The 24203-nt window shown below is 61.9% G+C and carries 20 protein-coding genes; 16 read left to right on the top strand and 4 right to left on the bottom strand.

Annotated features, from left to right (window positions below; genetic code table 11):
• Positions 1-2 precede the first annotated feature (2 nt).
• Entirely contained in the window at positions 3-812 is an 810-nt protein-coding gene (locus VFW72_RS05540) for an SDR family oxidoreductase (protein WP_329673272.1), read from the bottom strand.
• Between the two features lie 96 nt (positions 813-908).
• On the opposite strand from VFW72_RS05540, the gene VFW72_RS05535 reads away from it, so the two are divergent.
• Positions 909-1949: an AraC family transcriptional regulator gene (locus VFW72_RS05535; protein WP_329673271.1), complete on the top strand. Its 1041-nt coding sequence runs from the start codon at positions 909-911 to the stop codon at positions 1947-1949.
• Here the strand turns inward: VFW72_RS05535 and glpD are convergent.
• Positions 1931-3556: a glycerol-3-phosphate dehydrogenase gene (glpD, locus tag VFW72_RS05530; protein ID WP_329673270.1), complete on the bottom strand. Its 1626-nt coding sequence runs from the start codon at positions 3554-3556 to the stop codon at positions 1931-1933. The genes VFW72_RS05535 and glpD overlap by 19 nt on opposite strands.
• Positions 3557-3711: 155 nt before the next feature.
• Here glpD and VFW72_RS05525 point away from each other — a divergent pair, with 155 nt between their 5' ends.
• From VFW72_RS05525 to VFW72_RS05470, 12 genes are all read left to right on the top strand, one after another.
• Positions 3712-4497, top strand: a complete 786-nt coding sequence (locus tag VFW72_RS05525) for a DeoR/GlpR family DNA-binding transcription regulator (RefSeq protein WP_329673269.1) — start codon at positions 3712-3714, stop codon at positions 4495-4497.
• 6 nt (positions 4498-4503) lie between these two features.
• Positions 4504-6027 (top strand): glycerol kinase GlpK, encoded by a 1524-nt coding sequence (gene glpK, locus VFW72_RS05520; protein ID WP_329673268.1) that lies wholly within the window; start codon positions 4504-4506, stop codon positions 6025-6027.
• 233 nt (positions 6028-6260) lie between these two features.
• A complete protein-coding gene (locus tag VFW72_RS05515; protein WP_329673267.1) occupies positions 6261-6929 on the top strand; it encodes a hypothetical protein in 669 nt (222 codons plus the stop codon).
• Between the two features lie 211 nt (positions 6930-7140).
• Complete coding sequence (locus tag VFW72_RS05510) at positions 7141-7803, top strand: hypothetical protein (RefSeq protein ID WP_329673266.1); 663 nt, start codon at positions 7141-7143, stop codon at positions 7801-7803.
• Between the two features lie 121 nt (positions 7804-7924).
• Positions 7925-8674 (top strand): hypothetical protein, encoded by a 750-nt coding sequence (locus VFW72_RS05505; RefSeq protein WP_329673265.1) that lies wholly within the window; start codon positions 7925-7927, stop codon positions 8672-8674.
• 78 nt (positions 8675-8752) lie between these two features.
• On the top strand, positions 8753-9355 hold the full coding sequence (gstA, locus tag VFW72_RS05500) for a glutathione transferase GstA (RefSeq protein ID WP_329673264.1): 603 nt from the start codon (positions 8753-8755) through the stop codon (positions 9353-9355).
• A 330-nt stretch (positions 9356-9685) separates the two neighbouring features.
• Positions 9686-9913 (top strand): hypothetical protein, encoded by a 228-nt coding sequence (locus tag VFW72_RS05495; protein WP_329673263.1) that lies wholly within the window; start codon positions 9686-9688, stop codon positions 9911-9913.
• A gap of 110 nt (positions 9914-10023) precedes the next feature.
• Positions 10024-12714 carry a leucine--tRNA ligase gene (leuS, locus tag VFW72_RS05490; protein ID WP_329673262.1) on the top strand — a complete coding sequence of 897 codons (2691 nt, stop codon included), beginning with the start codon at positions 10024-10026 and terminating at the stop codon, positions 12712-12714.
• Positions 12714-13367: an LPS assembly lipoprotein LptE gene (gene lptE, locus VFW72_RS05485; RefSeq protein ID WP_329673261.1), complete on the top strand. Its 654-nt coding sequence runs from the start codon at positions 12714-12716 to the stop codon at positions 13365-13367. The genes leuS and lptE overlap by 1 nt, the downstream gene beginning before the upstream one ends.
• A 6-nt stretch (positions 13368-13373) precedes the next feature.
• Complete coding sequence (gene holA, locus VFW72_RS05480) at positions 13374-14450, top strand: DNA polymerase III subunit delta (RefSeq protein ID WP_329673260.1); 1077 nt, start codon at positions 13374-13376, stop codon at positions 14448-14450.
• Positions 14451-14571: 121 nt separating this feature from the next.
• Complete coding sequence (locus VFW72_RS05475) at positions 14572-14775, top strand: hypothetical protein (RefSeq protein WP_329673259.1); 204 nt, start codon at positions 14572-14574, stop codon at positions 14773-14775.
• Positions 14776-14809: 34 nt separating this feature from the next.
• Positions 14810-17221, top strand: coding sequence for a putative bifunctional diguanylate cyclase/phosphodiesterase (locus tag VFW72_RS05470; protein WP_329673258.1), 2412 nt, complete (start codon positions 14810-14812; stop codon positions 17219-17221).
• 3 nt (positions 17222-17224) lie between these two features.
• Here the strand turns inward: VFW72_RS05470 and VFW72_RS05465 are convergent, their stop codons facing one another.
• Positions 17225-17584, bottom strand: coding sequence for a thioredoxin family protein (locus VFW72_RS05465; RefSeq protein ID WP_329673257.1), 360 nt, complete (start codon positions 17582-17584; stop codon positions 17225-17227).
• A 194-nt stretch (positions 17585-17778) separates the two neighbouring features.
• On the opposite strand from VFW72_RS05465, the gene VFW72_RS05460 reads away from it, so the two are divergent.
• Together VFW72_RS05460 and VFW72_RS05455 are read left to right on the top strand one after the other, a co-directional pair.
• The gene (locus VFW72_RS05460) at positions 17779-18393 is read left to right on the top strand and encodes a ParA family protein (RefSeq protein ID WP_329673256.1); all 615 of its coding nucleotides are present in this window, start codon (positions 17779-17781) and stop codon (positions 18391-18393) included.
• A gap of 113 nt (positions 18394-18506) precedes the next feature.
• Positions 18507-20180, top strand: a complete 1674-nt coding sequence (locus VFW72_RS05455; RefSeq protein ID WP_329673255.1) for a hypothetical protein — start codon at positions 18507-18509, stop codon at positions 20178-20180.
• Here the strand turns inward: VFW72_RS05455 and VFW72_RS05450 are convergent.
• The gene (locus tag VFW72_RS05450) at positions 20174-20989 is read right to left on the bottom strand and encodes a gamma-glutamyl-gamma-aminobutyrate hydrolase family protein (RefSeq protein ID WP_329673254.1); all 816 of its coding nucleotides are present in this window, start codon (positions 20987-20989) and stop codon (positions 20174-20176) included. The genes VFW72_RS05455 and VFW72_RS05450 overlap by 7 nt on opposite strands.
• A 221-nt stretch (positions 20990-21210) precedes the next feature.
• On the opposite strand from VFW72_RS05450, the gene VFW72_RS05445 reads away from it, so the two are divergent.
• On the top strand, positions 21211-24201 hold the full coding sequence (locus VFW72_RS05445) for a type VI secretion system Vgr family protein (RefSeq protein WP_329673253.1): 2991 nt from the start codon (positions 21211-21213) through the stop codon (positions 24199-24201).
• Positions 24202-24203 lie beyond the last annotated feature (2 nt).

Here is a 24203-nt window from a genome sequence, read left to right as displayed (position 1 = left end):
CTTCAATGTCCACCGAGCTTGGCCGTGATCCAGCGGTTCAAACCATCTGGCGTGAGCTTGGCCGCGATGTAAAACAACTTGGTCTGCAGCCCAACGGGCGAGTGCACCGGCAGCCCCCTGGCAGACAGGGGACGTGCCAGTTGCCACACCGTGCCCGCCACGTCTTCCGCAGTGAGCCGTACGCCCAGCGTCTTGACGGTTTTCATCTTGCTGACCTCGTCGCGCACCATGGCGGTGTTCACAAAGAGGGGCAACACGTCCAGCACCCGTACGCCATGCGCTTGCCACTCGATGTCCAGCGCTTCAGTCAGGCTGCGCACAGCGGCCTTGGTGGCCGAGTAGGTGCTGAGCATGGGCTGACCATACAAGGCCGACGCGGAACACATGTTGATGGCCCGCGATTGCGGCGTGCGCTTCAAATAGGGCAGTGCGGCATGACAACCGTTGACCACGCCTTTGAGGTTGATGTCGATGAGGCGGTGGTGCCGCGCCAGCGGGGCTTCGCCAAACGGGGCCGTCACGGCCACACCGGCATTGTTGAAGAGCACGTCCAGGCACCCACCAGTGACCTGCGCAAAGGCCGCAAGCGACTGAGCCCAGCCCTCGGCATCGGCCACATCCAGCCGGCCAGCGACCACCCGGCCCGCCCCATACTGTTGACCCAACTGCTGACTCAGCGCCTGAACAGCAGCCTCGTCCACGTCGTACAAGCCAACCAACCACCCCTCGCGCGCAAAGCGCTCGGCCACCGCTCGGCCAATGCCGGCGGCGGCTCCGGTGATGAAAATGCTGCGCGGATGCGATCCAGACATGCCTGCCCCTAATCCAAAAAAATCCAGCCCGAAGCATAGGCAAGGCAGGTCTAACCCGTCTTGACCGGCGATTCTTGATTTTTGACAATTTCGTCCATGCTCGATCGCATCCATGTCCGCAGCGCCGTTCACGGTGTAGTGCCGCACACCCTGGTTCAGGCTTTGTGCGTGTACTTGCGCGCCCAAGGTGTAGACCCCACCTCGTTGCGCCCCCATGGTTTGGAAGAGTCCAGCACCGATCACCTGGCACGCGTCAGCGCAGAGGACTACTGCCAGTTTCTGATCCGCTCGGCCACGGCGCTGCAAGACCCGCTGCTGGGCCTTCACCTGGGCCAAACCTTGCGGCCTTTGCATCTGGGGGCACTGGGCTATTCACTGCGGGCCTGCGATAACCTGGGGGGCGCCCTGGCCCGCATTCAGCGCTACCACCGCCTGCTGCACGACATCAACCCCATTGACCTGCACCCCACCGACACCCAACTGGAGTTGCGTTGGGGCGTGACCATGGGGCGCCCGGGCGCCCTGTTCGACGAGACCGGCGTAACGGCCATCGTTCAGTTTGCCCGCGACCTGTGTGGTCGAGCCCTACCCTTGACCGAGGTGGACTTTGTCAACCCGCCACCTCACGATGTCAGACCCTACGAGGCCTTTTTCGGGTGCCGGGTTCGCTTTGGCCAACCCCTGACCCGGCTGTGCCTGCCTCTGGCCTGCCTGCAATGGCCATTGAAGCAGCACGACCCGCATCTGCTCAAGCTGATGGACGATCAGGTGCAAGCGGCGCTGGCATCGCTACCCGCCCAAGGCGATATCGTGGAACAAGCTCGCAAGGCCATGGCACTTCTGGCCCAACACGGGGTTCCTGAATTGGCCAGCGTGGCCAATGAGTTGAAGCTTTCCCCTCGCATGTTGTACCGTCAACTGGCGGCGCGCGGCCATCAGTTCCGCAACTTGCGGGAGACCACCCTGCGGCAAAGTGCCTTGGCCCATGTACAGGAGGGGCGACTGCCGATATCGGACATTGCCCAGCTGCTGGGCTACTCCGAACAAAGTGCGTTCACACGTGCATTCAAGCGATGGACAGGGCAATCGCCCCTGCAGTGGCGCAAGAACCAGCAAACTCAGGCGGCACTGCGCTGAGCCCGCGGTTGCACCGCAGCCATCCAGTCGGCCACCGCGGCACGCTGCTCGGCGGTGTAGTGCAGACCGAGCTTCGTTCGGCGCCACAGCACGTCTTCGGCCGTCAGAGCCCACTCGTGTTGCCGCAGGTAATTCAGCTCTCGCTCGAATAGCCCCGGCGCGACCTCGGCGCCCAGATCCAGCTTGCGCCTGGCGCCGTCCAGCCACACCAGGGTGCGGCTGCCATAGGTGTGCGCCCAGCGCTTGAGCACGGCCGGGTCCACCCAGGGACAGCGCTGGCGCAAAGCAGCCGCAAACTCGTTGATGTCTTGCACCGGATGAACAGGGTTCCCAACCACACTGCGCAAATCGCCCCCTGGCAAGATGGCCGTGTCTGTCCAAGGTGCGCGGACGTCACCTAACAACTGCCCCACCTTGTCGGCGGCCTCTTGCGATAGCAAACGGAAGGTGGTGAGCTTGCCGCCCCAAACGGTCAGCCAGGGCGCGGGCAGGCTCTGAGCCTGCACCTTGTAGTCACGGGTCACCGCAGCGGCATTGCCACTTTCGTCGTCCAGCAAAGGACGAACCCCCGAGAAGGTCCACACCACGTCGCTCGGTTTGACGGGATCTCTCAGATAGCGGCTGGCTTGCTCGCACAGGTATTGAATTTCGTCCTGGTCAATGACCGCCTTGCCTGGCTCCCCCTTGTGCTCGACATCGGTGGTGCCAATCAAGGTGAAGTCTTGCTGATAGGGAATCGCGAAGATGATGCGACGGTCTTGTCCCTGAAAAATATAGGCATGGTCGTGGGAAAACTTGCGCGGCACCACGATGTGGCTGCCTTTGACCAGGCGCAGCTTTTCGTCTTTGCCACGCCCCGCCTCCTGACCGCTGACGCCCATGTGCTGGTGCAGCACGCGCTCTGCCCAGGGGCCTGCGGCGTTGACCACGGAACGCGCCCGTACAGTCTGACGCGAGACTTCCTGACCCGAATGCGGGTCAAGCTGAACCAAGGTCGCCAGCCAGCCCCCGTCATGCGGCGTCACCGCCTCGCAACGGGTCCGCGTCAGGATGCGTGCGCCACGCTCGGCCGCATCTTGTGCACACAAAGCCACCAGGCGGGCATCGTCAACCCAGCCATCGGAATAGATGAAGCCCTTGGTCCAGCGAGACGCCAGCGGCGCCCCCAAAGCATGTCCTTTGAATCGAACCGATTTGCAGCCGGGCAAAAATTCGCGCTTGGCCAGGTGGTCATACAACCACAAACCCAAACGAATCATCCAGGCCGGCCGCATCGATGCATCATGTGGCAACACAAAACGAAGCGGCCACATGATGTGAGGCGCCGACCGCAGGAGTCGCTCACGCTCGGCCAAAGCCTTTCGCACCAGTCCGAATTCCCCATATTCCAGGTAGCGCAAGCCGCCGTGAATCAGTTTGGTCGAAGCCGAGGAGGTGTGACTGGCCAGGTCGTCTTGTTCGCAAAGCAACACACTCCAGCCACGACCGGCCAGATCACGGGCCGTGCCCACGCCATTGATGCCGCCGCCGATCACCAGCACATCACAAGCCAGATCGGGCAGGGAACCCCCGGCGACTGAAGCAGAAGAAGCGGTTGATGCCGACACAGCAGACTCCATCAATATGGTTGTTCGCCAACAAATACGAACACAAACAAACAATCAGATGAGCGCGATCTTATTCGTTTTTGTTGCCATTTGCGCATACAATTTGCGATAGGCTCACCGGATCAAGTGAAAAATGCTGGATTCGGAGCCCCGCTTTGTCAAACGCACCCACATCCTGGTCGCCCAACCCTCGTCAGGTCGCCTTGCTGGAAGAAGTTCGCGCTCGAGGCGCTGTCTCGGTCGAACGACTGGCCTCACGGCTGAACGTGACGATGCAAACCGTGCGCCGCGATGTCCAGCGCCTGGCCGAGGCCGGCATGCTGCTGCGTTTCCACGGTGGGGTGAGCTTGCCGCGTCAGGCTCCGGCCGTGTCGGCCTGGCGGGAACGACAGGCCCTCAAAGCCGACGCCAAAGCGCGGATTGCCCGCTCGGTGGCAGCAGCCATTCCCGATGGCGCCACGCTCATGATGGGCGTAGGCACCACGGTTGAGGCCGTCGCCCGCGAACTGCTCAACAAGCCAGGCTTGACCGTGATCACCTACAACCTGCATGTCGCCACCTTACTGAGCGAACACACGGACTGCAAGGTCCATGTGGCAGGCGGCATGCTGCGCGGTCGCGACAACGCCCTGGAAGGCGAAAGCGCCGTGCAGTTCCTCAAGCAATACAAGGTCGACATCGGCATCATCAGCGCACTGGGCATTGACCCCGACGGCACCATTCGCGATCGCGACCAGCGTGACCGCCCCGTCATCGAAGCCGTTCATGAACAGGCACGCGAAACCTGGCTGGTGGCTGACTCGAGCAAGTTTTCTCAGCAGGCCCTGGCCAAGGTCACCAGCCTGGACCAGATGGACCGCGTGTTCACCGAAGCGCTGCCACCGCAGCTCATCACCCAACTGTTGCACGAGGCCCAGGTGGCCTTGACCATTGCCCCCTGACACACCATGGCACTTCTTCTTGCGCTCGACCAAGGCACCTCCAGCTCCCGCAGCATCGTCTTCGACGAACGAGGCCAGATCCTTGCCTCAGCGCAACAAGAAATTCGCCAGCACTACCCCCAACCTGGCTGGGTTGAACACGACCCGCTGGAGTTGTGGCGCACCCAGCGCGACACCGCTGCCCAAGCCCTGCGCCAGCTGACCGAACAAGGTCATGACCTGAGCGCGCTGCGCGGCGTGGGCATCACCAATCAGCGCGAGACCACCGTCCTGTGGCGCCGCGACACGGGCCAGCCTGTGGCGCGCGCCATCGTCTGGCAAGACCGTCGCACTGAGCCACAATGCGCCAAATGGCGCGAGCAAGGTCTGGCGGACACGATCCGCCAGAAAACCGGGCTGATCATCGATCCGTACTTCTCTGGCAGCAAACTGCAGTGGCTCCTGGACCATGTCGAAGGCGCCCGCGCCGCAGCAGAAAGAGGTGAACTGGCTTTCGGCACGGTCGATTGCTGGCTGCTGTGGAATCTGACTGGCGGCCGGGTACACGCCACCGACGTCAGCAACGCCTCGCGCACCATGCTGTTCAACATCCACACCAACGACTGGGATGACGAACTGCTGGCGCTGATGAACATTCCCCGCAGCGTACTGCCCCAGGTTCATCCGTCGAGCCATGTGTACGGCGAGATCGATGCCCAGGTCTGGCAGGACATGGGCCTGTCGACCCCCACCAGCCTGCCCGTGGGCGGGATCGCGGGCGACCAGCAAGCGGCCTTGTTCGGCCAAGCGGGGTTCGAAGCGGGGCTGGCCAAGAACACTTACGGCACCGGCTGCTTCATGCTGCTGCACACTGGCGCAGCCGCCCACACCTCGGCCAACGGCTTGCTGACGACGTCCGCCGCGCAGATCAACACGCAACCCGCCTACGCCCTGGAAGGCAGCGTCTTCATAGGCGGCGCGGTGGTGCAGTGGCTTCGCGATGGTCTGCAAGCCATCAAGGCCGCCAGCGAGGTTCAGGCCCTGGCAGAAAGCGTGCCCGATTCGGGGGGGGTGATGTTCGTACCCGCCTTCACCGGCCTGGGCGCCCCTTACTGGAACAGCGACGCCCGCGGCGCCATCGTGGGCCTGACGCGAGGCAGCACCGTGGCCCACATTGCCCGCGCAGCACTCGAGTCCATTGCCTTCCAAAGCGCGGCTCTGCTGCAAGCCATGAGTCGCGACGCGGTTGCAGCAGGCGCACGCCCTGTCAGTGAATTGCGCGTCGACGGTGGCGCCTGCGTGAACAACCTGCTCATGCAATTCCAGGCGGACCTGCTGGGCATTCCGGTGGTGCGCCCCAAGGTGGTCGAAACCACCGCGCTGGGCGCCGCCTACCTGGCAGGTCTGGCCACCGGCGTCTATGCCAACACGCAGGCCATTGCCAGCCTCTGGCAAGCCGACCAGACCTTCTACCCGACTCTGTCGCCCGATCGCGCCCAAGAGCGCATGGCGCAGTGGGAACACGCCGTTCGTCAGGCCAGCGCACGCTGATTCAACACCCCCGATTTGCAACCAAGCGCAACGGGGGGCGAATGCCTGCCGAACCATGGCAATCCGCATCTTGACGGATCGCGCCCAAACGGCATCTCTGCACCGATTGACGCGACTTCACCCTGCGTCAATCAATCAACCTGAATTCCCTCTGTGACATCTGGCTCAACCAAGACGAGCATTTAACGCCTTTCAACAAAGCCCGCTCTTCGGGTGTCACACAGGAGTTATTCATGACCATGCACGCCTTCTCGCTGCGTTCGTTCACCGTGGCCGCCGCCTTGGCCACAGCCGCTGCATCCGCCTCGGCCCTGACCCTTCCCACCGAATCGCTGCAAGCGAACTCGACCCAGACCTTCTCGCAAGACGCGCTGGACCAGTACGCCCTGTTTGACATCTCCGTGACCCCTCTGGGTAACGCCACCCCCACCGCGACGGCTGGCTCGTTCAATCTGCCTGTGACCAGCATCACCGTGAACTCCAGCCTCAAAGTGGCATCGGGCGCGGCTGTCGGCTCGGCACTGGAAATCGCCCGCATCTACCGCGGCAAGAAGGTTGGCGTGACCATCGCCAACTTCAAGATCGACTTTGAAAACCACAAGGTTCTGGCTGACGTGACCCCCATTGGCGGCACCACCGTCAACCAGATGGCTGTCTACACCTTCAATGAAGCCCAGGCGCTGACCTTGAAGTACAAGTTCCCCCTGACCGTCTACGGCACCCAGGTCCTCGACAAGCTGTTCCTGACCCCCGAAGCCCTGCCCGTGATCGTCAAATCGCTGTCGCTGCCCGCCTTTGCCGAGCCTCTGGCCAAGGAAACCGACTTCGGCAAGATCAACATCGAGGTGAAGGTCGGTCTGCGCACCCCCGTGTCGACCACCCCCTACGTGCCCGCCAACTGATCGGTGAAGTGATTGGGGAATCTACGTAGACCACTGGATTCCCCTTAATCCCTTTCGCACGAACGCGCCACCAATGCACCGAATCTGGCAGGACATATTCCCCGCCCACTTTAAGCGCCCCTCATTCGAGGGTCGCATAACGGGGCACGTGCCGCGAGCATAGAGTCCATATCAACGTGGCCTGACGACAGGCCTTCATGAGGAGTTCGAAATGAGCCTGCTGTCCTTCCGTTCGTTTACTGTCGCCGCTGTCATGGCCACTGCCGCTGCTTCCGCCAGCGCCCTGACCATCCCCACCGATTTCGTTCAAGCTGACTCGTTCCAGAATTTCTCTGACGACGCCCTGACTCAGTACGACCTGTTCTCGATCACGGTCACCCCTCTGGGCAACGCCACCCCCACGGCCACAGTCGGTTCTTACAACCTGCCCGTGACCAGCATCACCATCAACTCCAGCCTGAAGATCGCTTCGGGCGCTGCTTCCGGCTCGGCTCTGGAAATCGCTCGCATCTATCGCGGCGCCAAGGTTGGCGTGACCATTGCCAACTTCAAGATCGACTTCATCAACCACAAGGTCCTGGCTGACTTCACACCCATCGGTGGCACCACCATTCCTCAAATGGCTGTGTACTCGTTCAACGAAGCCCAAGCTTTGACCCTGAAGTACAAGTTCCCACTGAGCGTCACCGGCACTCAAATCCTGGACAAGCTGTACCTGATCCCCGAAGCCATCGCTCCTCTGGCCAATGCCCTGAAGCTGCCTGCTTTCGCTCCTGAACTGATGAAGGACACCGACTTCGGCAAGATCAACATCATCGTCAAGGCTGGCCTGCGTACCCCCGTGTCGACCAAGCCCTACGTGCCCGCCAACTGATCTGACTTCAGTCTGGTCGCCTGCGCACGGGCGAACACAGGTCCGGCATGCGCCGGACCTTTTTCATTGTGATGGCTCATTTTGTTTGTATAACCGAGGCTCATCGGTTTCCTGACGCACCATGATCACCTACCAAAACAACAAGTTCTGGCAACGCCCCTGGTTCCTCGCTGTCATCGGCGGCACTGCCGTGGCCGCCGCTGCCTGGTGGTGGATGGGCAGCAAAGACAGCGCCAGTGGCCAACAGGCCAGCAACACCTCCAACGGCGGCTGGTTCACCCCAGGCTCAGAGAGCAACCATGGCAACGCCGCGAGCGGGAACACCCAAGGATCGGTTCTCACCGCCACTCGCCCCGCCGACCTCCCTGAGGCCGACTGGAACGCGCTCAAAGGCGCGCTGAGCAAGACCATGCCCCAAGCCGAAGCGGAAGCCGCACGCGTGGCCGACTACCTGCAGTACCAGAAACGCTTCGAGTACTGGCAAACCACCGAAGGCAGCAAATCGGCCAAAGAACGCGCGTCGCTCGCCGAAGCCTTGCTGCAAGAAATTCCCTCCCGTCTCGCCAAAGGCGAATTCACCGTTGGCGAGGCCATGCTGATGAACACCGTCTTGATCACGGAAAGTGAGCCCAACGAAGCCGCCCGCCAGCAGCGCATCACCGAAATGCAGGCCAAACTGCTGAAACTGGGTCCGCCACAAGACAACCCCAAGCTGCTGGCCGAAGCCGAACGCGCCACCGAGCAGAAGCGCCTCGTGGCCACCACGTTTGCCGAATGGCAAGCTCGCCCTGAAGGGCAGCGCACCCAAGCGGCTCTGGAAGCAGCGCTGGCCGATGCGCAACGCGCGTTCAACTCGGGCACGCAGCAGTAAGCCCTGACTAGGGTCGGGACATACCGGCCCGAGCGACAATCGACCTCTTGTTCAAACCGATGAACCGAGGTCCTTGTCATGAAGCTGTTTATCAAGCCTGGCGCCTGCTCGCTGTCTCCCCACATCATTCTGGAAGAGGCAGGCCTGCCCTACGAAACAGAAGTGGTGGATCTGGCCAAGAAGGTCACCGCCAGCGGTGCGGACTACCTGGCCATCAACCCCAAGGGCTATGTGCCCGCCCTGCAACTCGACTCCGGAGAGGTGCTGACTGAAGGGCCGGCCATTGTCCAATATCTGGCCGATCAGGTCCCACAGAAGAACCTGGCCCCAGCCAACGGCACTCTGGCTCGCTATCACCTGCAGAGCTGGCTGACCTTCATTGGCACCGAAATCCACAAGAACTACAGCCCCTTCTTCAACCCGGCTGCGCCCGCCGAGATGAAGGACATCGCTCGCGCCAACCTGCAGCGCCGCCTGGGCTACGTGAACGAGCAACTGGCCGGCAAGGACTACCTGCTTGGCCAATTCAGCGTGGCGGACGCCTATTTGTTCGTCGTGGTGAACTGGTCGGGCTTCGTCAAGCTCGACCTGAGCGGCTGGCCCAATCTGACCGCCTTCATGGCTCGCATGGCCGCCCGCCCCGCGGTACAAGCAGCACTGAAGGCCGAAGGTCTGGCCTGAACTTCACACAGCTTTGAACCAATTTCAAACCCGTCGATCAGACCCTGCGGCACACAGATGGTCCAAGTCTGTGTGCTGATTCTTTGAGGAATCCCGTCACTCACACCACAACACATCAATTCAGGAAACCCTATGAGCCCCAAAAGCGCGTTCTCGTCCGTGCCTGTCATGCTTGCCACCTTGATCCTCGGCTGTTTAGCGGGATGTGGGGGTGGCTCAGAGGGAGAGGATTTTCAGTCCAAGGCCGCGCAGGCCAACGCCAAAGAGGCCGAAGCCAAAGCTTTGGCAACCGATACTCCCTGCCAAAGCACTTCGCAATGTGGAACCCTGATGTTTATCAGCCCTACAGCGCAATGCACTTCGGTGTCTTATCACCCCTATTTGCTGGTGTCTCCCACAGCCGCCGCAGCCAGCAGCGCGGCAGCCAAGCAACGCGAACTGGCCTTGGAGGCCAAGTCGGCAGACCCAGCTCAAGACAAGAATCTTGCTTGCCCACAAGGATTGCCCGCCAGCCCAGAGCTGACTTGCAGTGCAAGCAAGTGCCAAGCCGTTCAATAGCAAACAAAGGGGGCTTCCTATAATGGCGGTCTGATTCCTTCAGGCCGAGGCCCACTCCTTTGAACAGAGGTGGGTTGCAAGCCTGCCTTTGTCTTTGCGGTGACCCCTTCATGAGCGCTACTCAAGAAAACCAGACCTACGACCCACGTGCCGTGGAGGCCCGTGCCCAGCAGCACTGGAACGACAAGGACGCCTACCGCGTCACCGAAAACAAAGACAAGAAGGCCTTCTACGCCTGCTCCATGCTGCCCTACCCCTCGGGCAAGCTGCACATGGGCCACGTGCGCAACTACACGATCAACGACATGCTCACGCGCTACCTGCGCATGAACGGTCACAACGTGCTGATGCCCATGGGTTGGGATGCGTTCGGCCTGCCGGCTGAAAACGCGGCCTTGAAGAACAAGGTGCCACCTGCCGCTTGGACCTACGACAACATCGCCTACATGAAGAAGCAGATGAAGGCGATGGGCTTGGCGATCGACTGGTCGCGTGAAATCGCCACCTGCCAGCCCGAGTACTACAAGTGGAACCAGTGGCTGTTCATCAAGATGCTGGAAGCCGGCATCTGCGAACGCCGCACCCAGACCGTCAACTGGGACCCGGTCGACCAGACCGTGCTGGCCAACGAGCAGGTGATCGACGGCCGCGGCTGGCGCTCGGGTGCGCTGGTGGAAAAGCGCGAGATCCCTGGCTACTACCTGAATATCACCAAGTACGCCGACGAGCTGCTGAGCGCAGTGGCCAACCCCGAAGACAAGAACTACCTGAGCGGCTGGCCCGAGCGCGTGCGCCTGATGCAGGAAAACTGGATCGGCAAGTCTGAAGGCGTGCGCTTTGCGTTTGCGCATGACATCAAGGATGCAACAGGCAACCTGATCAACAACGGTCAGCTGTGGGTCTTCACCACCCGCGCCGACACCATCATGGGCGTGACCTTCTGCGCCGTGGCCGCCGAGCACCCTCTGGCTGTTCACGCAGCAGCCAGCAAGCCCGAGGTGCAAGCCTTCATTGAAGAATGCAAGAAGGGCGGCACCACCGAGGCTGAGCTGGCCACGCAAGAAAAGAAGGGCGTTCCCACAGGCCTGTTCGTGACCCACCCTATCACCGGCCAACAGGTCGAGGTCTGGGTCGGCAACTATGTGCTGATGTCCTATGGCGACGGCGCCGTGATGGGCGTGCCTGCGCACGACGAGCGTGATTTCGCCTTTGCCAAGAAGTACGGCATTGAGATCAAGCAGGTCATCGCCGTGGAAGGCGAAACCTTCAGCGCCGACGCTTGGGCCGAGTGGTACGGGGACAAGCAAAAGGGCGTGTGCGTCAACTCGGATGCGCTCAACGGCCTGGGCTACAAAGACGCCGTCAACAAGGTCGCCGAGATCCTGATCGCCAAAGGCATTGGCGAGAAGAAGACCACCTGGCGCCTGCGCGACTGGGGCATCAGCCGCCAGCGCTACTGGGGCACCCCCATCCCCATCATCCATTGCGACAGCTGTGGCCCCGTGCCCGTGCCGGAAAAAGACCTGCCCGTGCGCCTGCCCGAAGATGTGGTGCCCGATGGCAGCGGCAACCCACTGAAGTCGCGCCCTGACTTCCTGAACGTGGGCTGCCCCAAGTGCGGCAAGCCCGCCCAGCGCGAAACCGACACGATGGACACCTTCGTGGACTCGAGCTGGTACTTCCTGCGCTACACCTGCGCGGACAACGCCAACGCCATGGTCGACGAGCGCACCAACTACTGGATGGGCGCGGCCAATGCCGAAGGCAACCGCGGCATGGACCAGTACATTGGCGGCATTGAGCATGCCATCCTGCACTTGCTGTACGCCCGTTTCTGGACCAAGGTCATGCGTGACCTGGGCCTGGTCAAGGTGGACGAGCCCTTCAAGAAGCTGCTGACCCAAGGCATGGTGCTCAATCACATCTACTCGCGTCGCACCGCACAAGGCGGCATCGAGTACTTCTGGCCGCACGAAGTCGAGAACACCTTCGACGCCAACGGCAAGATCAACGGCGCCAAGCTCAAGAGCGACGGCAGCGCGGTGGACTACGGCGGCGTGGGCACCATGTCCAAGTCCAAGAACAACGGCGTGGACCCGCAAGAGCTGATCGACACCATGGGTGCCGACACAGCCCGCCTGTTCACCATGTTTGCCTCGCCCCCTGAGCAAACGCTGGAGTGGAACGACGCGGGCGTGGAAGGCGCGCACCGCTTCGTGAAGCGCGTGTGGAACTTTGGTGCACGCAACCTGAGCGCCCTGAAGGACGCCGGTGCCGTGGTGCAAGCCGAGTTGAGCGCCGAAGCCAAAGCGCTGCGCCGCGAGGTGTATGTGGTGCTCAAGCAAGTGTCGTACGACTACGAGCGCATGCAATACAACACCGTGGCCTCGGGCTGCATGAAGTTGCTCAATGCGCTGGAAGCCCACAAGGGCACCACGCCCGCTGACCTGGCCGTGCTGCGCGAAGGCTTTGGCATCTTGCTACGCTGCCTGTACCCCGCCTGCCCGCACCTGACCCACGTGCTGTGGGAAGACCTTGGCTTCGCAGCCAAGGAAGGCGGCGACCTGCTCGACGCCCCCTGGCCCACCGTGGTGGAAGAAGCCTTGGTGCAAGACGAAATCGAGTTGATGCTGCAAGTCAACGGCAAACTGCGTGGCTCGATCAAGGTCAGCCCCAAAGCCGACAAGGCCGCCATTGAAGCAGCTGCACTGGCCAGCGAGGACTTTGCCAAGTTTGCCGAAGGCAAGCCTGCCAAGAAGGTCATCGTGGTGCCAGGCCGCTTGGTCAACGTGGTGATCTGATGCGTCAAGCCCTGCGCCGACTGACTCTTTTCTGTGCATCGGCGCTGTTGCTCGCCGGGGTGGCGGCGTGCGGCTTCCAGCTACGCACCGCACCGCAGATGAGCTTCAAGACCATCCAGCTCACCGGCTTTGCCAGCAACTCGCAGCTGGCAGCCGAACTCGCGCGCGCCATCGAATCGACCGGGGTTTCCGTGGTCGATAGCACCTTGGAGGCCACGCAGTCTGCCTCCAGTGCCACCGTGCCCACCACCCACATCGTGCTCGAGGTGTTGCGAGACACCCGCGAGGAAGTGGTACCGACCACCACGGCCTACGGTCAAGTGCGCGACATGGTGGCCCGCACCCGGTTTTTCTACCGAATCTTGCGCAGCGACGGTTCGGAACTGATCCCCCCGACCAAACTCGAACTGGCCAACGCCCTGACCTATAACGAAAAGGACGCCCTGGCCAAATCCAACGAGTTCGAGGCCCTGCACCGCGCCATGCAAACCGACATCGTCAACCAGGTGATCCGTCGCCTGGTGGCGATCAAGCCAACCCAGCTGGTGGCGCCGGCTGCCTCTCCTGAGTCGGCAGCGTCTTCGGCCTCTGCCCCGATGGCCGCAGCCAGTGCTGCTACGGCAGCATCGGCTGCCTCGGCCACCACCCGCTGAGCCCCCATGCAACTGCGCCTTGATCAGCTCAGTACCCACCTGCAAAAAGCGGGATCGGCCCTCAAACCCATTTATACGCTGTACGGGGACGAAGCCTTGCTCAGCCAGGAGGGGGCCGATCAGATCCGGGCTGCTGCGCGAGCGGCGGGCTTTACTGAACGACAAGTTCACACCGTCAGCGGCGCCCATTTCGATTGGGCCAGCCTGTTGGGCGCTGCCAGCGAGATGTCGCTGTTCGGCGATCGCCAACTGATCGAAATCCGGATTCCTTCAGGCAAGCCGGGCAAGGACGGCTCTGCGGCCCTGCAGCGCTATTGTGAAGCCGCAGCCGGCAACGACGGCGTGCTCACCCTGGTCACGCTGCCTCGCCTGGACAAGACCCAGCAAAGCAGCGCCTGGTTCACCGCGCTCGACGGCTGTGGCGTGACCCTGCGCTGCGACCCCATTGAACGCCAAGCCCTGCCGCTGTGGATCGCCCAGCGCCTGGCCGCGCAAGGGCAACAGGTCGAGTCAGGCGAAGCCGGGCAACGCACCCTGGCCTTCTTTGCTGACCGGGTCGAGGGCAACTTGCTGGCAGCGCATCAGGAAATCGTCAAACTGGGATTGCTGCACCCCCCTGGCACCCTGACGATCGAACAGATCGAAGAGGCCGTGGTCGACGTCGCCCGCTTCAACGTGTTCAAGCTCAGCGAAGCGGTGCTGTCTGGCCAGATTGACCGCACCCTGCGCATGATTGACGGCCTGCAGGCCGAAGGCGAAGCCGCAGTGCTGGTGCACTGGGCCCTGGCCGACGACATCCTGGGTCTGCACCGCGCCCGCCAGGCCCTCGACAGCGGCAAGCCCCTTCCGATGGTGCTGAGAGAGCAGCGCGTCTGGGGCCCGCGTGAGCGGCTTTACGAACGCATCCTGCCGCGCACGAAAGCGGCTTCCCTGGTGCGTCTGGTCACTGCCGCCAGTACGGTGGACGGCATCGTCAAAGGCCTGCGTCATCCCCAATGGCCACAAGACCCTTGGGAAGCCCTGCGCCGCCTGGCCCTGCAGCTCGCTGACGTCGCTCAAGGACAAGAATCGACACGCGCGTGAACAAGCGCACGAAATAAGGCCCATTCCCCGCCTTCATAGCCCAAGTGCTGGCATCAAGGGTTCGGTACCTTTGCCGATATCCCAAAGACCTGTAAGAGCGCTTGGATTCAAAGGCAAGGTTATGGACGCCGTCGAAAAAGCAGTTATCGCGACCCACGTCATTCCCGAGTGGTGCAACCCGTCCCTGTTGAAGGACGAGGCACAGCCTTTGCCCGCCAGCTCGCGCATCGATTGGCTCCAGCCAGCCATGAGCATCTGGTGCGCCAGCGGCGGCAACGACCGCCCCGACGCGCCGCGCGCAAACCCGGTTCCCCTCAACAGCTGACCCCCGCTTCCCCACGACCCGAGCGGCTGCTGGCATGCCCTTCCCCCAATTCAACCCCCGTCGGCTGCAAGCCCGCATCGTGGTGGTCTATCTGGGCATGCTGCTGATCGTGCAGGCCCTGAGCTTCTGGTTCATCCAGGACAGCCTGAACCGCAACGCTCGCGCCTCGATTCACACGGCCCTGGTCAATGGCGAAAAAGTGCTCAAGCGCCTGTTGGCGCAAAAGACGGAAAACCTGGAGCAAGCCACGCGGGTACTCGCTTCGGACTATGGCTTTCGCTCGGCCATTGCCAGCGCCGATCAGGCCACCATCGAATCGGCTCTGGTCAACCATGGTGAGCGCATCCACGCACATGTGGCCATCTTCACCGACGCCCAGTTCAACCTGAAAGCCACGGCCAGCCAGGCCAATACGCAGTCCATGGTCAACGCCGTGAAGGCGTATGCGCAACAAGGCAACAACGCCCACAGCGCGCACCAGATCGAGGTGATCGACGGCCAGCCCTATCAGATCGTGGCCGTACCGGTGCGAGCACCTCAGATCATTGGCTGGGTTGGCATGGGCTTCAAGGTCACCGACCAGCTGCTCAAAGACTTGAAAGACCTGTCGGAACTCGAGGTCGCCCTGGTCTTGCAGCGTCGTGATGGGGGCACCGCGGTCACCGCTTCCACGCTGCCCGCCGCCGCATCGGCCAGCCTGATCAGAGACTGGTCTCGCCCGAAAGCAGACCCCACCCAGGATCTGGCCATTCTGGTGGACCAGGAAGAGTTCAGCGTCATGCCCATGGCTTTGCCCGACAGCCATGGGTCTTCTGCCGTTGTGGCCCTGCTGATGGAATCGGTTCCGCAGGCCACCGCACCGTACAAGCAACTCAAGCTCAACCTGCTGATCCTCAGCGGCGTGGGTGCGCTGGTGTTTGCGATTGGCAGCTTCATCACGGCCCGCCGCATCACCACCCCGCTGCGTGTGCTGTCGACCTCGGCGCGTCGCCTTGAACATGGCGACTACGGCGCACGGGTCCATGTGTCCTCGCAAGACGAGATTGGCGAGTTGGCCCAGTCGTTCGAAACCATGCGCCAGGCCATTCAAGCCCGCGAGGGTGAGATCCGCCGTCTGGCCTACCAGGACTCGCTGACAGACCTGCCCAACCGCGAGCAGTTCCGCACCGACTTGCGTCAGGCCATTGTGAGTGCGCGCCAGGACAACTCGCCTTGCACCATCTTGCTAATGGACCTGGACCGCTTCAAGCATGTGAATGATGTGCTGGGACATCGCTTTGGCGATCGCTTGCTGCGAGCAGTGGCCGAGCGCCTGCGCAGCGAAGCCTTGGCTCCCGAAGACGGCCTGGCTCGCCTCAGTGGTGACGAATTCGCAATCTTGCTGCCGGGCACCAGCCCGCACGCGGCATCACTGCTGGCGCGCCGCATCTTGCAGGCATTCGAGCGCCCCTTCTCGCTCGATGACCATACAGTCGACCTCAGCGCCGGTATCGGCATTGCCTGCAGTCCCGACCATGGTCTGGATGTCGACGTGCTGATGAGCCGCGCCGAAATGGCCATGTATGCGGCCAAGCAGAACCAGTCAGGCTGTGTCACGTATCACCCAGGTCTCGACTCGTCGAGCGAAGAGTCACTGACCTTGATCAGCGAACTTCGCGCGGCCATCGACCGCGATCAGTTGCGCGTGTACCTGCAACCCAAAGTCAACCTGCAGACCCGCCAGATTGTGGGCGCCGAAGCACTGGTGCGCTGGCAGCATCCCACGCGTGGCATGGTTCCACCGATGAAGTTCATTCCGTTTGCCGAGCAAACGGGTTTCATTCGCCTGATCACAATGTGGATGATCGAACAGGTGGCTCGCCAATGCGCACAAATGCAAGTGGCCGGGCTCGATCTGAAGATTGCGGTGAACTTGTCGACCCGCGATCTGATGGACCAGGACCTGCCCAGCAAGATCGAACGCATCTTGCAGCAGCACAGCACCGCCTGTCGCAGCCTCGTGCTCGAAATCACCGAAAGCGCGATCATGGACGACCCACAGCGCGCCCTCCAGACCTTGAACCGCTTGCACGAAATGGGTCTGAAGCTGTCCATCGACGACTTTGGCACCGGCTACTCTTCGCTGGCCTACCTGAAGCGACTGCCCGTTGACGAGCTGAAGATCGACCGCTCGTTCGTCATGAACATGGAAAGCGATGTGCAAGACGCCAAGATCGTGCACTCGACCATTGACCTGGCGCACAACCTGGGTCTGACCGTGGTGGCCGAAGGCATTGAAAACGCCCAGACCCTGAAACTGTTGGCCGACCAACGTTGCGACGAAGCCCAGGGCTATTTCATCGCCAAGCCGATGCCCGCCGATGAATTCATTGGGTGGGTTGAAGGCTGGCGTATGCCAGGCACCCAAACCGAAGACGCGGACTCTGACTTCGCCATGATGCTCTGAGCATCACAGCGAACGTGCCAGCTCCGTGTAGGCCAGAAACTGGTCATCCGGCAAGCCACTGACCGGGCGATGGTTGCCCGACTCCCATCGGTCGACCTGTGCCTCAAGCAGACGCTGAGCATCGGCCAAGCGCGGCAAAACCGGCCCGGCAAACAGCACCACGCCCTTGTGAGCCACCATCAAGGTCGGAAAGGTTTCGACATCCACATCGCCAATCACATCGGCTTCGTCTTCGATGTCGATCCAGCGATAGCGGTGTCCTGGTAAAGCCGCTTTGAGCTGCTCAAAAGTCTGCGCGTACTCGCGGCACGTTCCGCACCACTGCGCGCACAGGCAAACAACATCAAGCTCAAGGATTGGCATGGCGGTATTTTCGCTCAAGCGCATAGCCCCCTGCTGAGCCATGTCAACAACCTAAAACCGGACACCCGCGGCGATCGCGTCCGAATACTCCCGTGGGGATTACCCGGATCCTCACGAAACTTACAAATAGTGGCAGGCGGCATGGCCCAGAATAACGGGCTTCATTACCCCAGCCAAGGACAAGGGCAGCAGTCATGCCGGTGATCGTGGTCGCCAACCCCAAGGGCGGCGTGGGCAAGTCCACGCTGTCGAGCAACATTGCAGGCTATCTCGCCCGCAAGGGGCGCACCGTCATGCTCGGCGACATCGACCGCCAGCAAAGCTCTCGCAACTGGTTGCGCCAACGCCCGGCCGACATGCCGCGTATCCTGACCTGGGAAATCGATGGCGACAACGTCTCGCGCCCGCCCAGGGGGGCGTCTCACATCGTGCTCGACACCCCAGCCGGACTGCACGGCCGCAAACTGGCCCGGGTGCTGGCTCAGGCCGACAAAGTGCTGGTGCCGCTGCAAGCCAGCATGTTCGACATCAACCCCACGCTGGAATTCATCAACGAAGTCGCAGGCCTGCACAACGAGGGCCGCCTTGAACTGGCGGTGGTAGGCAACCGAGTGCGCGACAACACCACCGCGGCCGACCGCCTCAAAGAGTTCCTCGACACGCTCAGCGTACCGGCCTTGACCATCTTGCGCGATACGCAAAACTACGTGCACCTCTCGGCCCATGGGCTGACCCTGTGGGACGTCATGCCGCATCAGGTCTCCAAAGACCTGGAGGAATGGGCACCCATCTTGAATTGGCTCAAGTAGGGAATTTCGGTCAGGCCCGATACCCGGTTCATCCACTTGGGTGATAGGCACAAACAGGCACACCCGCCACAATCTGCCCCGCGCCTGAGAGCGCAGCAGTTCAGGGAGCCCCGATGTCTACACCATTCCAATTTCAACGCGCTGGCAGCGCAATGCTGCTCAGCAGCCTGATCCTTGCGCTGACCGCGTGCGGCGGCGGCGGCAGTGACAGTCCCGCCTCGCCCAGCAACGTCAAAGACCCCGTCCCTGTCGTAGACAAGGACCCCGCACCGTTGCCACCCGTGGGCCTGAACAGCAACCGCTTCGTGGCCACTTACGTGGTCGAGCGCGACTTCTCCAAACCCGACGAGCGCGCACGCTTGCTGATCATCGACACCCAATCGAACACGGTTGCCAAGCAAGTCAAGCTGGGGCCGAGCTACCGGGGCAGCCAATTCGAAATCATCCACAACTACAAAATCGACTTCGCAGCGGATGACTTTTCGCTCAAGGGCCAGCGCGCGGTTTATTACATCGAAGGAGGCAAGGTCTTTCGCATCGACCTTCACCTCGCCGAACTGCCTGAGCCCGTCCAGATCTCGAACCTGACGCAAGCCTGCAGCATCAAGGACACCGATGTTCATGAGATCGACGGCGAGCTGCTGCGTGTTCAAACGCCTGGCCCAGACCTGGACTGCAACACCAGTGAGCCCGGCGACACCGTGCAGGTGACATCGAGCATGTCGTATTCGGCTACCCCACCTTTGTCTGTCATGCGCTACGCCACGGGGGGCGTTTACGCCGCCGATGGCACGCTCACCGCGACAGCCACCCTGGTATACGACTTGGGCAAAAACGCCCTGCTGGCCTACACCAAAGACTTGCAATACCCTCTGTACGACATTACCGCTCCTGCGGGCGTCCTGTCGATCAACGACAAGGTCAAGACTTTCGTGAATGCCAAGCTTGGCGTTCAGCTGCTTCATATCGGCAACGCGCTCTACACCACCAAAATCGTCGCAGGCAAGCTGCAGTTTGGTGAACGGGTGACGTCATCGACTGGGCAGGCCTATGTGCGCGACGTCCTTGGCTACCTGGACAAAACGCTGGTTCTCTTCAACGATGGCCGCCTGGAGCAACTGGTTGACGCCAACAAGGCAACCACTCAGTACATCGCCACCCTGCCCTCAGTCATGGACCCCATTGATGACTGGCTTCGCCAAGGCAACGATCTGGTCATCGTCACCCAAAACCCGTCCACACAGAACCTGACCTATTACAAGGTCAACCCCGTTGGCGGCAATCTCAACAAACTCGGCAGCTACACCCGTCACCAGGAAGACCAAAGCATGGTGTTGCGCGGCGAAGACCTGTTGATTCTGCGCGGAGATGGTCCAGGCACTGACACGCAAACCCAGAGCCTGCTCAAGTATTCGCTGACCAGCAACACGCTGCAGACCCAGTTGACCCAGATAATGACCATTGGCGTGGTGGCATCCGTCAACAAGTACGAGGTTGCCTGGGATAACTTCGTCTACTGCCAACCCCTGGCCACTCGCTCGGACTGCGTGGGCACGCCTGTTCGTTTCCGCAACCTCAAATCCAACACGGAGATCGAAGTCGGGACCTACGCAACCGATCCAGCGGGGGCTTGGTCGATGGCCGCAATCAGTGAGCCGTTCAGCGCGTCCAGCCGTATCGTGATGGAAGTGTGGAACTATCCCACCGAGCAGACCATGGGTGCCGAAGTCTGGACCTTCGATCCCAAGCAGTCGAACTCCTTGCTGAAACTCACCCTTCCTCAGTAAGTCGAAGAGACTGACGGGCGGACCGCGTTGCGGTACCGCCCATACGCCTCACACGCTTGCCCGAACGCCGCGAATATGCGGCGCGACACGGGGTTGCTGGCTGCCAACCATTCCGGGTGCCACTGCAAGCACAAGTTGAAGCCAGGCCCGTCAAAGGTGAACGCTTCGACCACGCCATCGGGGGCCAAGGCTTCCACCCTCAAACCCGAAGCCAAGCGGTTCACACCCTGGCCATGCAAGCTGTTGACCATGAACTGGTGCCCCTTGAGCACCGAGTCGTCCAGCCCCGCCAGAATCTGATCCAGCAAGCCGCCCGGCACCATCTGCACCGGGTGCGCCAAGCCGTATTCTTCCTCAACGGGCTTGCTGCCATCGCCACGGTGGTCCATCAAGCCGGGCTGCCTGTGCACAGCCTGGTGCAAGGTCCCGCCCAAGGCCACGTTCACCTCCTGGAAGCCTCGGCATATGCCCAGCAAGGGCATGCCCTTTTCCAAGGCCTGACGAATCATCGGCAAGGTGAAATTATCCCGATCAGGGTCCAGCGGCAAGCTGGGGTCCAACACATCCTCGCCAAAGTGGCTGGGGTGCACATTGGACGGCGAACCGGTCAGCAGCACCCCATCGGCCAGAGAGAGCAGCGTGGGAATTTCCTCTGGCAAAGCCCCGGGAATCACCAAAGGGACCGCCCCGGCCAACCGGATGGCCTCCACATACTTCTTGCCAGCCACATGGAAGGGGTGACGCCCCAGCACCCGCTGACAGGCTGGCACCAGCACCACGGGTGGGCGAACTGCTGAATCGTTCTTCATGGAATGCATGCCGAAGATGATGCAACCAGTGTGCCAAAGCCCCAGCCAAGGTCAATCGAACCGTGGCAACCACGCCATAACATTTCCTTGCAACTTGGTGCGTTTTCAGTGCCCCCATGCGGGGGGACCGGCCGTGGCACCAAGCCTGAATTGCGATACCTTCCCACATTCACCGCCAGACCGCCAATGATGTCTGGCCACAAAGAATTCAGGGACCTCGGATGACCGACCTTTCCAGCATCACGGCTGCGCTGCATAGCGCTGCCCGCCAACTGCTTGACGGCTTGCTGGCCGAACTCAGCTCGCTCGGCCCCAACCAGCACACCCGCCTGCTGCGCCTGCACACTCCCTTGGGACTGGACGTGCTGCTAGCCGAGAAAGCTGAAATCACCGAGCAAATCGGCCCCAATGCGGCAGAACCTGCGAACACCGGCTTCGCCATTGACCTGCTGGCCCTGAGTACCCGCGCCGACATCGCCCCGCTCGACCTCATCGGGCAGCCCGTGTTGCTGGAGCTGCTCACCGCCCACAGCCGAGCCAACCTACGCCCCTTCCACGGCCACGTCACCGCCATGCAACTGCTGGGCAGCGACGGCGGCTATGCCCGCTACCGGCTCACCATCGAACCGTGGACGCACTTCCTGCGCCACCGCCACGACGCCTATGTCTTCCAGGACATGAGCGTCATCGACATCACCGAATCGGTGTTTGCCGATTACGCCGCCCAAGGTGCCTTGGTGCCGCAATGGCGTTGGGAGCTGGCCGACAAAGCGGTTTACGCCAAGCGCTCACAGTGCGTGCAGTTCAACGAAAGCGATTGGGACTTCCTGCAGCGCCTATGGGCCGAAGAAGGTCTGTTTGCCTGGTTTGACCACCAAGGTAACCCCGGCGACACCCAAACCCTGGGCGCCCACACCCTGGTCCTGGCCGACCACAACGGCGCCTTCCAGCCCAACGCGCAAGCCCACATCCGCTACACGCAAAGCGGCATGGCCTTGAAGGAAGACAGCCTGACCCAATGGCACAGCCTGCGTCGCGTGGCCCCCACTGCACTGCACACCGCCAGCTGGGACTACCGCATGGTCGACAGCCAACGCGCCAGCCTGGAGGCCGATGCAGCGCACGACCAGCCCATGGCGCTGAACCACATGGATCAGCCCGGCGCCTATGCGTACGAGACCGCAGAGCAAGTGGCCCGCCGCGCCGAGGTACAACTGCAAGCCCTGTCGAACCAACGCAAGCAGTTCATGGGCAGAGGCACCGTGCGCACGATCGCGCCGGGCACCAAGTTCGAGTTGTCTGACCACGACGAATTTCTGAGCCTCGGCAACGACGGTCAATTCGTGGTGCTGTCGGCTACCCACCGCGTGCGCAACAACCTCAGCGCCGATGCGCAAGCCGGTCTGATGCACTTGCTGGGCCCCGGCAAACTGTTGAGCGATGACAGCCGCCGCTTGTCCAACGACAGCAACGATCCCGTCTACGAATGCCGCCTCACCGCCCAGCGCGCCAACGTGCCCGTGCGCATGCTGGCGCGCGGCAAACCCACCGTTCACGGCACCCAAACTGCCATCGTCGTGGGCCACAGCGGTGAGCCCATCCACACCGACCGCGACGGCCGCATCAAAGTGCAGTTCCACTGGCAACGCGGCGCTCAAAGCAGCCATCGCTTGACACACCCCAGCGCCGACGCCAACAACGCCCCGGGCGATGCGACTGCCGGCACCTGGGTACGCGTGGCCCAGGCCTGGGCTGGCGCCAACTGGGGGGGCGTATTCATCCCTCGGGTGGGGCAGGAAGTGGTCGTGGCCTTTGTGGAGGGAGACATCGACCGCCCCATCGTGGTCGGCGCCACCTACAACGGTCAAGGTACCGCCAACGCGCAAGGTAACCAAGTGGCGCAAGCCAATGCCCCAGCCTGGTTCCCAGGTGATGCGCAAGCCGGCTCACACGAAGGGCATGCCCACAACGCCACCTTGGCCGGCATCAAAACCCAATCTTTGGACGCCAGCCAGAGCGGCAGCGGTGGCTTCAACCAATTGGTGATGGACAACACCCCATCCCAAGGCCGTGTGCTGGCACACACCACCCAGCACCAGACCTGGCTGCAAATGGGCCATCTGCTGCAACAGCATGACAACCAACGCCTCGCCCCGCGTGGCCTAGGGTTGGAGTTGCACACCCAAGCCTATGGCGCCGTGCGTGCCGCATCAGGCTTGCACATCAGCGGCCACGCCCGTCGAGGTGGCACCCAAGGCAGCCAAGGCAAACCCACCGACACCCGCGAAGCGCAAAGTCAACTGCAGAGCCACGCCGAGCTGGTGCAAACCTTGGCCGCCAACGCCCAAACACACCTGGCCAAGCTGCCCAACGAGGCCGCCCCAGAGAAATTGCCCGTGATCGGCGCGCTGGGCGAGACCATCAGCAGCCTGAAAGGCACCGCGCAGCAAGGTGAGCACCACATTCCCACGCTGGAAAGACCCGACCTGATCGCCAGTGCGCCAGGCGCCATCACCAGCCACACACCGGCACACACCGTGGTCAGTGCAGGCGGCCAAGCCGCCATCAGCACGACTCAAGATGCCAACCTGCTGAGCCAACGCCACACCGCCTGGGCCGTGAAAGACGGCATCAGCCTCTTCACTCGTGGCGAAGCCAAAGACAGCAAGCACCCTGTGCAAGACACGGGCATGAAGCTGCATGCAGCCAGCGGCAACGTGAACACCCAAGCTCAGAGCGGCGGCATCACCGTCACTGCCGCCAAAGCCATCGACATCCAAAGCACCACCGCCAACATCACCATCAGCGCCCCCAGCAGCCTCATGCTCAACGGCAGCGGTGGCTACATCAAGATCAATGGCGGGGATATTGAGATTGGGACCAGCGGCGCGGCGAGCTTTAAGGCTTCTATGAAGGAGTTGGCGGGGGGTGGGAGTGCATCCCGTTCCGGCATACCCATGCCTATTCCTAGCAATCTGCCAGACCGATTCAGTACTCAGCTAGACGCAGCTGATCTCATCGCTGGAATCGACTCGCAAGACTCTCTTGGCTATAAAGCCCTGATGCCGGATGGCTCAACCATCAGGGGCAAAACTGACAGCCACGGCATCACGGCCCGCTTCAATTCCGTAGCCTCTGGCACCGTCAAAGTTTTGATGGGCGAAGGCGATTGGTCAGTGCATCTCGATGCAGATGAATCCATCAACAACTGATA

It is taken from the genome of Aquabacterium sp. (assembly GCF_036273115.1).
Classification (GTDB): domain Bacteria; phylum Pseudomonadota; class Gammaproteobacteria; order Burkholderiales; family Burkholderiaceae_C; genus Aquabacterium.
This window is presented reverse-complemented; position numbering and strand designations above follow the sequence as displayed.